We start from the raw sequence: 10,556 nt of genomic DNA on the forward strand, positions 1-10,556 counted from the left end.
GCAAAAACCCTCTACAAACACGTCTCAGACGCAGGACAACACCTCGTCGACAGACTCAGCATCAAACAACGCGGAAACAAAGACAGGTAGATCGTCAGGCAACCGCCACCCGATGCGGGCCCGCCGGGATGGTTCCCATCATGCGGTCCAGATGCCGGGCGACAAGATCGGCCTTCAACGCCGCATAACCCGGATCCTGCCACAGGCAGTTGAATTCGTCCGGGTCTTCTTGCAGGTCAAACAACTCACCCAGACCGGGATGGGAATGATAGATCGCCAGCTTGTACCGCCCATCACAGGTCATCGTCGCGCGGGTGTCATGGGTGACCTCGCTGCTGCCAAGGGAATCGTTGAAGTCGGTGACAACGGTTTCCTTATGCGTCAATGCGCCCGCAAAGATGGTTTTGACAAAGCTCTGCCCCTGCATGGCGTCGGGCACATCCTGACCGATCAGATCCAGCAAGGTCGGGGCGATGTCGATGCTTTCCACCATAGCGCGCGACCGCTGGCCGGCGGGAATACCGGGGCCAGCCATGATCAACGGCACCCGGATCAGACCTTCGAAGAACCGGCAGCCTTTGTATAGCAAACCATGATCGCCCAGCATTTCGCCATGATCGCTGGTGAAGACGATGATCGTGTTGTCGATTTCGCCGGTTGCCTCAAGATGATCGAGAATGCGACCGAACTGGGTGTCGAGATTTTCAATCATCGCGTAATAGGCGGCCTTGACGGCCATACCGTCAAAATTCTCTGGCGGTTTCGCGCCGCGTGCATCGCCCTTGGGGATGATATGTTGCGCGCGTTCCGCGGCCGAAAGGACCGGGTTCACGGCGCGGCGTTTTTGCGTGCGCACATCGAAAAACCGCGCCTGATGGGCAATGTCGCTTTGCCGAAACAGGGGCGGCGTCAGATCCCGGCCATCGCCAAACCGCGCCAGTGCTTCGGGCGGCGGATTGAACGGCGGATGCGGGTCAAACGGATTGAGGCTGAGCATCCAGGGACCATCGCGGGCCTCGCCAATGAAATCTATGGTGCGTTCCGCGATCCAGGCCGCTTGATGCAACTCTGCCGGGGTGCCGGTGGACAGATATTGCGGCTTGCCGGGGAACATTTCCTGCGGATCGACACCCTTGTCACGCAGCCACCGCCAATAGGCGTTGCTGTCGGGCACCCGTTCCCAACCGGGGTTCTGGCACCATTCAAACAAGCGGTATCCATCATCGACCCGCTGCTCCAGCTTTGACGCCGTGGAAAGATGCAATTTGCCGATCAATCCGCAATCATAGCGCGCATCCGCCAAGGTCCGCGTCACCAGCTTTTCCGACGTCGGGAAAAAGGCATTGCCGTTGCGATAGACATTATGCGCCGCCGGATACCGCCCGGTGAGAAAGCTGGCCCGGCTGGGCGTGCAAATCTGGTTTTGCACATAACAGTTTTCAAAGGCCGTGCCGCGCGCAATCAAGCGGTCGATATTCGGCGTGCGGATTTCGGCATTTCCCAATGCCGAAACCGTATCATAGCGCATCTGATCGGCGCAAAACCAAAGGATATTTGGCGCTTTTGCCTCTTGGTTTTCCGCCGGCATCAATTGGCCGTCCGCACAGTGTTGCGGTTTCTGATCCAGCCGCTGACCATCGGCCAACAGAGCGAGGCGATGGATATCGCCAGGAAGCTGGCGGCAAAGGGCCGGGTGAACAGCGGCTCAAGGCTGCCGCCGGTGGACATCAGACCAGAGCGCAGATGTTCCTCGGCAATCGGAGCCAGGACAAAGCCGATGACAAAGGGCCCAAGCGGCATTTTCGCCCGCTCCATCACAAAACCCAACAGACCCAGCCCCAGCATCACCCAGACATCAAAGAAGCTGTTGCCGACGGCAAAGATGCCGATGACACAGAACACAAGGATCGAGGTCAGCAGGAAGGCACGCGGCACATAAAGCACCTTGGCGATGTGGCGCACGGCAAGCATCATGATGGCGAACATAATGATATTGCCGACCAGATAGGCGGCGATCACGCCATAGGCCACCTCGGGCGCGTTGATGAACAAAAGCGGGCCGGGTTCCAGATTGTGAATGATCAGCGCACCGATCAGGATGGCATCCACCACCGATCCGGGAATGCCCAGCGTGATCAATGGGATCAACGCGCCACCGACCGCCGCATTGTTCGCGGTTTCCGCCGAAACGACTCCCGGCTCATGCCCCGTGCCGAACTTTTCCGGTTCTTTGGATGCGCTGCGGGCGGCGGAATAGCTGAGCATCGAGGCAATGTTCGACCCGATCCCCGGCAGAATGCCGATCCACGTCCCGATCAGGCTGGAGCGCAGGAAATTTCCGCTGTGACGTTTGCAATCCGCAAAGGACAACAACATCCGGCCCTCGGCCAAATCGGCCTTTGGCGGGCGCATGTCGATGTTGATGATATCCTTGATGATCTGGCTGATGGCAAAGGCCCCGATCAGCACCGGAAGCAGGCTGAGACCGCCTTCGAACGCGTCAATGCCAAAGGTCAGCCGCGGCGTACCCGAAGACGGATCAATACCCGGCATATGGATCAGCATGCCCAGACAGGCGGCGATCAACCCCTTGAGCAGCGATCCCTGGCTCAGGCTGGACAACATGACCAGCGCCATCAACACCATGGTGAAATATTCCCAAGGGCCAAAGGTGATCGCCAGCCGCGAAAACGGCGGCGCGAGCAGCGCCAACACGAGAAAGGAAATCATGCCGCCAACAAAAGACGCGGTAATGCCAAGGCCCAGGGCGCGGGCCGCCCGGCCCTGTTGTGTCATGGGATAGCCGTCAAAGGTGGTCATGATCGACGAAGGCGTGCCCGGCATCCGCAACAGCGTGGCCGAAATCTGGCTGCCCGACACCCCGCCGACATACATGCCGACCAACAGCATGATCGCATTCACGCTGTCCATGAAGAAGGTCAGCGGCAGGGTCAGGGTGATCAGCATGGTTGTGGTCAGCCCGGGGATCGAGCCCACAACAATGCCCAAAGCGACCCCCAGAAAGACCAGCGCAAACGGCAAGGGCGTCAACAGATAGAAAAGCGCATCAAAAAACGGCATTTGGGTTCCTCCTGCTTAAGGCAGGTTGATGTAGAAAAGACGCGTGAACGCGAAATCGCAGGCCAGGACCAGAACGACCGCATAACCGACGATCCAGGGCAGTTTGCGCAGATCGCGGTGGGTCATGAGAAACCCGCAAAGGATGACAAAGCCAATCCCCGCGACCTTGAAACTGGCCAATCCGAAATCCATCACCGCGACAAAGGCAAAGACCGACGCCAACACCGCAACCGCCAATCCGGGGTGGGGTTTGGGCGTGTCGGGATCGCGGGCCACCGGTTGCTGCGGCACGGCGGGGATGTCCCGCAGGGCCGACAGTATACGGACCACCCAGATCGCCGAGAGAAAGGCCATAAGACCGGCCAGCATCCGGGGCACCGCCGCCGAGCCCAACGGTTCAAACCGTGGTTCCGGCAGGCCCGATGCGCCGACAAAGATCACCCCGGAAAAGCCGATCAACGCAAGCGCAAGCGCCAATTCGACCTTGGGGTTTGCAACAGATTTTTCCATGATCTCACCTGTAAGTTGGCCTCGCCCGCGCGGTGGTTGCGCAGGCGAGATTTCGGGATGACCCGGCTTAGTTCTTAAGCCCGGCCTTCTCTGCCACAGCATCCAGTTGACCCAGCACTTCGATCGAGCTTTCAAGCGCCGCAGCACCATCCGTCCAATAGGGTTCAAGCGTGTTTTCGGTGAACCATGCCTGCATTTCATCGCTTTCAACGGCGGTTTGCAATGCGGTGGTGATCATTTCTTCGGCGTCGGCATCCAGACCGGCAGGCGCCAGCCAATACAGCGGATTGGCCCAAACCACGTCATATCCCAGCTCTTTGGCGGTGGGCACATCGCCAATCGCAGGCAGACGGCTGGCCCCGAAATAGGTCAGCGCGCGAATGCCGTTGGGCTGATAGTTCAGGTATTCAGACCCGGAAAACAGCGCGATATCGGCATTGCCGCCCAGCAGACGCGCCAAACGGTCGGCCCCACCCGGCGCACCGATCAGACGGGTTTCAAACCCGGCTTCACCCGCCAGCATCAGGCCGACGATATGCGGCACGGTGCCGATGCCGACCGCTTCGGTCAGGCTTTTGGGTTCGGCGCGCAGCGCCTCGATCAGCTCTTCCAGGGATTGATAAGGCGCATCATCGCGCACGGTCCAAACCGGGCTGCCGCCGCCGGTAAAGCCCAGCGAGGTAAAGTCATTGGGGTGGATTTCATTCACCCCAAGCGCATTGGACACCAAAATGCTGTGCGACCACATCATGATGGTATGGCCATCAGGCGCAGCTGCAAGAACCTCTCGCGCGGCATTCGCCGACGCCGCGCCGGGCACGTTCACGATGACCAATGGTTGCGGCAACAGGTTGTTTTCATTGATATGGGTCGAGATCTTGCGCGCCACCGTGTCGGTGCGCCCGCCGGGGCGATACCCGACATAGACCTGAATGGGCTTTGATGGAAATTCCGCCACTGCGGTGGTCGCGCTAGCGAAAAGCGTCGCCGTCCCGAGCGTTGCTGCAATGGATGCCGCGCCAATCCCGCGCACCATGGTTTGAATGAATGTCATGAAGTCCTCCCTTGATGATAATTCACCTGGCTTGTGTACCAGTAATTGGACCAACCAATATCAATTGGTATGGTTTTTGTCTAGTCCAAAACGAAATAGGGGCGGATTTTGGTCTAACCTAAATTCTCGGCTGGATACTGGTCCAGCCAAACGGTATCGTCCCCTGAACCGATGTAGGGCAGTTGAATGAGTCAGAAAGTCTATCAACGCATTGCCAGCGACCTGGAAAAAATGATCCAGTCAGGCGAGCTGAAACCCATGAGCCGCCTGCCGGCCGAACGCGATCTTGCTGCGCAATTCGAAGTCAGCCGAACCACAATTCGCGAAGCGCTGATGGTGCTGGAGGCCGCAGACGTCATCAAGATCAAGGACCGCTCGGGGGCCTATGTCCTTCCCACCGCTAGTAAAAGTGCCAGCGTCCTGCAATCCATAGAAGCGACACCAGGCCCGCATGAAGTCCTGCAGATGCGGCGTCTGATCGAAGGCGAGGCCTGTTTTCTTGTCGCCCTGAACGGATCGAAACGGGCGATTGACGCGATTGTCGATGCCAATATCGCCAATGCCGAAGTGCCGCCAAATGACACGCCGGAATTTCACGAAGCCACCAAACAGTTTCACCTCAGCATTGCGCAGGGGTCGGAAAACAGCCTGTTCGTGGAGCTGCTGGAATATCTGTGGGACCAAAAAAGCGGCCCGCTTTGGGAAAATTGGTATGCTGGCACCCGGTCGCGTCAAAACCGGCTGGCCGTGTTGGCCAACAATCAGGAAGTCACCGACGCCATCGTCGCCCGCCGCCCCCAGGCCGCCCGTACCGCAATGCAACGGCACATCGATTGGATGATTTCCCGCTTTCTCAGCTATTGACCCCGGAGACCGCCGCAAGCCGCGCGTGATGGATCGCCGCTGCCCCGGCGGCAATGGCAGCCGCGCCGTCGATCACCCGGGCCGCCATGTTCAACGCGCCCGCCGCCCGCGCGTAAAATCGCGCCAGCTCTGGCTCTCCGACGATCAACACGTCCTGCGCGCCGCTGGCCTGCTGCATGGACAGGATCTCTGATCCGATCAACACCCCCGACAGATAGCCGCGCCCATCAACCGGATTGACCGCCCCCGAAAGCAAAGCGCGCGGTCGCGTGGAAAACGCCAACAGAGAGACACCGAGATTGGATTTCGCCGCCTCGATCCCGTCGTCAAACCCCGCAAGGCCGGTTCCGCCCAATTCGCTGGTCACATGCCCCTTCAGCACGCTGGCGTGGCACAGAAGATCAAAGATCTCTCCGGTCATCGCGGTCGAAATCCGGCAAATCGCCCCCTGTTCGCAGGTGACCCATTTGCTATGGGTGCCCGGCAAACACAAAAGCGCGTCGTCGCGGGCCGCCAGTGCCAAGGCGCCAAAAACCTGAACCTCTTCGCCGCGCATCATGTCGGGAAAGCCACCGATGGATTTTGCGCTGACGCCGGGCACGATATGCGCCCCGGTTCCGGCCACCGGCACAAGCCGCGCCTGTACCGTGGCGCGCGTTTGCGGGGCCGTGCACATGTCGACATCCACCCAACCCAGATTGCTGCCCACCATGCCGACAAGCAGCGCCTGTTCACAGCCATATTTGCGATGCAACCGCATCAAGGTGCGATCATAGGCTCGTGAAAATTCCTCGCGCTCGGTCTGTTTGGCGCCGCGCCCAGCGACCCGGCCCAAAATGGTTCCATCTTCCTGCACCGCATAGGCGCGAAGATTGGATGTCCCCCAGTCAAAAACCGCAAGCGGCCAGGGCGCGAGGTCAGAATGCGTCATCAAAATCCTCCAATGCCCGGCGGGGTTTCGGTCAAGGGCCCCCATCCATATTGGTTGATCCAAATCTAAACCAATTCCCAATACTGGTCCATCCAAATCATTGGGAAAATCGCCAAACCCGGCCAGATCAAGTCATGATTCAGCCACTTACCGGGCAGTTTCAGCACCTTAACGGGTCATCGCCCCTTCGCTGGCTGGTTGGGCCAATACAGAAAAGCACCAGACCACAACAAAAACCAGTTACGAAACATTGACATTTTGGTCCTGCCAATTATCCTTGGGCGCAACTTTTCATACCAACGTCAGGCCGCCACATGACAAATGCACCCGATTCGACGGCACCAAAACAACCGAACATTCTTTTGATCATCACCGACCAACAGCGCTTTGATACCATTCGCGCCCATGGTCACGCCCATATGGACACGCCGAACCTTGATCGGCTTGCCAAAGAGGGCGTTTCGTTTTCCCAATGCCACATCACCGCCCCCAGCTGCGTGCCCAGCCGGGCAAGCCTGTTCACCGGATATTATCCGCATGTGACCGGCGTGATGGAGAATGAACAAGATTGGTCAAAAACATGGGTCAGCAGCCTGCGGGATTCTGGCTATACCTGTGTGAATGTTGGCAAAATGCACACCAATCCCTTTTTGGCCGAGGCCGGGTTCACCGAACGTTTCAACGTCGAGAACAAGGATCGCTATCTTCAGGGGCGTCACTATCTGGATGAATGGGACAAGGCATTGGCCGCGCATGGTCTGGTCAAGCAACAGCGCGAACATTACCGCAAACGCGACGATTACGGCCAGCGGCTTGGCGCGTTTGAATGGGATTTGCCAGAGGATCTGCATTCCGACATGTTTGTCGGCAATTTCGCGAAATTCTGGCTGGATACCAAACCCAAATCCGCGCCGCTGTTCATGCAGGTCGGCTTTCCCGGACCGCACCCGCCCTATGATCCGACGCCCGAGCTGGCCGAAAAATACATGGCAAAGGACAACATCCCCCTGCCGGTCGACTCGGTCGAAGACCGCGCCGGACAGCCCTCTTACCTAGAGGAAAAGCGCGTTCATGATGGTCAGGTTGACCACGATTCCATCCTCTGGAACCCAGATCGCAGCACCGAAGACGAACGCCGCATGCGCGCCTATTATTACGCCAATGTCGAGATGATCGACAATTCCGTTGGTGACATCATGCAGGCGCTGGAGCGCAACGATTATATGGATGACACGGTGGTGATCTTCACCTCGGACCACGGTGATTGTCTGGGTGATCACGGGCTGTCGCAGAAATGGTCGATGTATGATGTGGTGACGCGGGTGCCGCTGATTGTCTGGGCGCCGCAACGGTTTCAGGGCGATCGCACGGTCGATGATCTGGTGCAATTGTTCGATCTTGGGCCAACGATCCTGGAACTTGCCGGGGTCACCCCGGCGGCGGATATGGAGGCGCAGAGCTTGCTGCCGGCTTTGACCGAAACCGATCACACACCACGCGAACATGTGTTTTGTGAACAAGCCGGCGACATGGTGATGACCGGGGCGGATTTCATCACCATGGTGCGGGAAAAACGCTGGAAGCTGGTTCATCTTCTGGGCTGTGACGAGGGTCAATTGTTTGACCTGGAAACCGACCCGGATGAAATGCGCAATCTGTGGGACGATCCCGATCACAGCGCGCAAAAGGCCCGATTGAAAGACGTGATGCTGGAATGGCTGGTTGCGTCGAACTTTAACACCCGGGACCGGATGGCGGCCTTTCGCTAACCCGGATCGGACCAAAGGACTGCGCCCGTGCCGCCCCAGGCACGGGCACCGGCACCGGCACGGGCCACACCATCGCGTCATGGCTGAGGAAAACGGTGGTCAGCGCAGTGTCCGATGCGCGGCGTCGACAAATATGTGACGCAGTTGCAAGCGGCGGATTGAAGTGCTGCAAAACGTCAGAATTTATAATAGCTTATTACGACAAACTTCGACCCGCGCGCTTGGGCTTGGCTTGTAACACGCCTGCCCGTACATAAGGGCACCTTTAAACTATGGACCTGTCAGCCGCTCAATGGAAAAGCCCGCTTTTATCACCGATGCCGAAAGCGCCTATGCCACGCTGCGGCAGGCCATCGTCACCGGCGATCTTCCGCCGGACCGCAAGCTCAAGATCGCGGAACTGCGCGCTGAATTTGGCTTTGGGGCCGCGCCCCTGCGCGAGGCCCTGTCGCGGTTGATCGGCGAGCGGTCGGTCGTGCAACATTCCAACCGCGGCTTTTATGTGCGCAGCGCCACCGCCGAAGAGGTCGAGGATCTGGGCCGGGTGCGTATCCTGCTGGAAAACGAAGCGATCCGCGACAGCCTGAGCCGGGGCAACGACGCCTGGGAGGCGCAGCTTGTCGCCGCCTATCACAGTCTGCGGCTGGCCGAAGATCGCAACACCAGCCTGCAGGAAATCGAAACGCGCAACCGGGCGTTTCACGATGCGCTGGTTTCGGCGGCCAACTCGGACTGGTTGTTGGATCTGCGCGACCAGATCTATGCCCATCACGAACGCTATCGCCACCTGTCGCGCAATTTCGGCCCCAGCGGGCGCGATACACCCGCCGAACATGCCGCAATCTATGAGGTGGCAATCGCGCGCGATATCGACACGACCTGCGCGCTGACCGCCCGCCATATCGAGCTGACGACAGTGGCGGCGGTCAAGGCGATGCAGGGCTAAAATCCTAAAGGCAGGTGAAGCGCGGGGACCTTTGCCCCGCGCCAGCACCGGGGTCAGGCGTAGCTGGTTGCGCCGTCCGGTTTGCGCATCAATGGCCGGGACCAATGGGTATATTCATCGGTCTGCAACGCCTCTTCGATGATCTCGACACCCCAACCCGGGCGATCAGGGCGCAGCTCAAGATAGCCATCAACCGGAATATAGGGATCTTTGATCCACGGCACATCCCGGTGCACCTTGTACTCAAGGATCTTGAAATTGGTGCAGGCGGCCGAAAAATGCACGTTGTGCGCGGTCGCCAGCGGCCCCATCGGATTGTGCGGCGCCACCGGAACGGAATGGGCATCCGCCACCTCGGCAATGCGACGCATTTCGGTCAAACCGCCGACCACGGCAATGTCCGGCTGGACGATATCCGCCCCGCCCGCATTAAGCAGCGCCAGGAATTGATGGCGATTATATAGCGCCTCGCCGGTGGCCAGCGGGATGTTCATCTTGGCCTTCATGTCGCGCCAAGCCGGCATATGTTCCGGGCGCAATGGCTCTTCCAGAAAGAAGGGATCATAAGGCTCGATCGCCCGCGCCAGACGCACCGCATCAATCCCCTCCATCAGCACCGAATGGGCATCAAAGGCGATCTCGAAATGCGAGGGCAGACCTTCGCGCAGGGTGCGGAAATAATCCGCTGTCGCGGCGCAGACCTCGCCCCAGCGATGCTCAAACGGATGTTTGCGATAAGGCGAAAGTTTGAAAGCGGTAAAGCCGAATTCCGCGTGCAGATTCGACAGAACCTCGACACCATTGTCCGGCGCGCCGATGGCGGTGCAATAGACCCGCACCTTGTCGCGCATATGGCCGCCCAGCATCTGGTAAACCGGCACGCCAATCGCCTTGGCGGCAATATCCCAAAGCGCATGATCGACCGCGGAAAACGCCGCCAGCCCCAATGCGCCGGGCGGAAAACGTGCGACATGCATCAGCTTTTCATGCAAAAACGTCACCCGGCGCGGGTCTTCGCCCAGAAGATGCGTGGCAAAATAGTCAAGGATCGGCGCAACGGCACGTTCCGGACCATGGGCATATGTCTCGCCCCAGCCGGTGATACCTTCGTCGGTCTTGATGGCGACAAGCACGCGAGGACGGTCATCGACCCGCTGCATATAAGTTTTGATTTCAGTGATTTTCATTGTTTCAACGCTGGGTTTAGGTGTTGTTGGTGGTCATGTTGTTCATATGCGGGGCGGCCGTCGATGTAGCTGCCGACGGGCAGTTGGTAACCGCCGTGGGCGAGGGCGTCGTTTTCGGCGCGCATCCAGTCGAACAGCCGGGTTTTCAGCCGGGCTTTTTCCTCGGCCAGGGTCGGGTCGTCGGCGCGGTTTTTCCGTTCGCCGGGATCGGTAT

General features: G+C 59.0%; 10 protein-coding genes. 3 read left to right on the top strand and 7 right to left on the bottom strand.

What is annotated here, in order from left to right; translation table 11 throughout:
- Positions 1-94: 94 nt before the first annotated feature.
- From Q4577_RS23105 to Q4577_RS23120, 4 genes are all read right to left on the bottom strand, one after another.
- Positions 95-1,588 carry a sulfatase gene (locus tag Q4577_RS23105; RefSeq protein ID WP_303473213.1) on the bottom strand — a complete coding sequence of 498 codons (1,494 nt, stop codon included), beginning with the start codon at positions 1,586-1,588 and terminating at the stop codon, positions 95-97.
- Positions 1,588-3,081: a tripartite tricarboxylate transporter permease gene (locus tag Q4577_RS23110; protein ID WP_303473211.1), complete on the bottom strand. Its 1,494-nt coding sequence runs from the start codon at positions 3,079-3,081 to the stop codon at positions 1,588-1,590. Before Q4577_RS23110 ends, Q4577_RS23105 begins: the two co-directional genes overlap by 1 nt.
- Positions 3,082-3,096: 15 nt before the next feature.
- Positions 3,097-3,591, bottom strand: coding sequence for a tripartite tricarboxylate transporter TctB family protein (locus tag Q4577_RS23115; protein ID WP_303473209.1), 495 nt, complete (start codon positions 3,589-3,591; stop codon positions 3,097-3,099).
- 67 nt (positions 3,592-3,658) lie between these two features.
- Complete coding sequence (locus Q4577_RS23120; protein WP_303473207.1) at positions 3,659-4,645, bottom strand: tripartite tricarboxylate transporter substrate binding protein; 987 nt, start codon at positions 4,643-4,645, stop codon at positions 3,659-3,661.
- Positions 4,646-4,831: 186 nt separating this feature from the next.
- Here Q4577_RS23120 and Q4577_RS23125 point away from each other — a divergent pair, with 186 nt between their 5' ends.
- Positions 4,832-5,509, top strand: a complete 678-nt coding sequence (locus Q4577_RS23125) for a FadR/GntR family transcriptional regulator (RefSeq protein WP_303473205.1) — start codon at positions 4,832-4,834, stop codon at positions 5,507-5,509.
- Here the strand turns inward: Q4577_RS23125 and Q4577_RS23130 are convergent.
- On the bottom strand, positions 5,499-6,440 hold the full coding sequence (locus tag Q4577_RS23130; protein WP_303473203.1) for a 2-dehydro-3-deoxygalactonokinase: 942 nt from the start codon (positions 6,438-6,440) through the stop codon (positions 5,499-5,501). The genes Q4577_RS23125 and Q4577_RS23130 overlap by 11 nt on opposite strands.
- Before the next feature lie 314 nt (positions 6,441-6,754).
- Between Q4577_RS23130 and Q4577_RS23135 the strand changes: the two genes are divergently transcribed.
- Both Q4577_RS23135 and Q4577_RS23140 read left to right on the top strand, forming a co-directional pair.
- On the top strand, positions 6,755-8,209 hold the full coding sequence (locus Q4577_RS23135) for a sulfatase (RefSeq protein WP_303473201.1): 1,455 nt from the start codon (positions 6,755-6,757) through the stop codon (positions 8,207-8,209).
- 292 nt (positions 8,210-8,501) lie between these two features.
- Positions 8,502-9,155 carry a GntR family transcriptional regulator gene (locus Q4577_RS23140; protein WP_303473199.1) on the top strand — a complete coding sequence of 218 codons (654 nt, stop codon included), beginning with the start codon at positions 8,502-8,504 and terminating at the stop codon, positions 9,153-9,155.
- Positions 9,156-9,208: 53 nt separating this feature from the next.
- On the opposite strand, the gene Q4577_RS23145 is transcribed toward Q4577_RS23140, so the two are convergent.
- Entirely contained in the window at positions 9,209-10,342 is a 1,134-nt protein-coding gene (locus Q4577_RS23145; RefSeq protein WP_244691207.1) for a mandelate racemase/muconate lactonizing enzyme family protein, read from the bottom strand.
- Positions 10,339-10,556 (bottom strand): hypothetical protein (locus Q4577_RS23150; protein WP_303567671.1); only part of this gene is annotated, 218 nt, incomplete at its 5' end. The genes Q4577_RS23150 and Q4577_RS23145, both read right to left, overlap by 4 nt.

Source organism: Marinovum sp. 2_MG-2023, assembly GCF_030548265.1.
Lineage (GTDB): Bacteria > Pseudomonadota > Alphaproteobacteria > Rhodobacterales > Rhodobacteraceae > Marinovum.

Bases quoted from the DNA above. Each gene is read 5' to 3' on its own strand.
- Q4577_RS23105 (WP_303473213.1), bottom strand. From the start codon at position 1,588: ATGCCGGCGGAAAACCAAGAGGCAAAAGCGCCAAATATCCTTTGGTTT.
- Q4577_RS23110 (WP_303473211.1), bottom strand. From the start codon at position 3,081: ATGCCGTTTTTTGATGCGCTTTTCTATCTGTTGACGCCCTTGCCGTTT.
- Q4577_RS23115 (WP_303473209.1), bottom strand. From the start codon at position 3,591: ATGGAAAAATCTGTTGCAAACCCCAAGGTCGAATTGGCGCTTGCGCTT.
- Q4577_RS23120 (WP_303473207.1), bottom strand. From the start codon at position 4,645: ATGACATTCATTCAAACCATGGTGCGCGGGATTGGCGCGGCATCCATT.
- Q4577_RS23125 (WP_303473205.1), top strand. From the start codon at position 4,832: ATGAGTCAGAAAGTCTATCAACGCATTGCCAGCGACCTGGAAAAAATG.
- Q4577_RS23130 (WP_303473203.1), bottom strand. From the start codon at position 6,440: ATGACGCATTCTGACCTCGCGCCCTGGCCGCTTGCGGTTTTTGACTGG.
- Q4577_RS23135 (WP_303473201.1), top strand. From the start codon at position 6,755: ATGACAAATGCACCCGATTCGACGGCACCAAAACAACCGAACATTCTT.
- Q4577_RS23140 (WP_303473199.1), top strand. From the start codon at position 8,502: ATGGAAAAGCCCGCTTTTATCACCGATGCCGAAAGCGCCTATGCCACG.
- Q4577_RS23145 (WP_244691207.1), bottom strand. From the start codon at position 10,342: ATGAAAATCACTGAAATCAAAACTTATATGCAGCGGGTCGATGACCGT.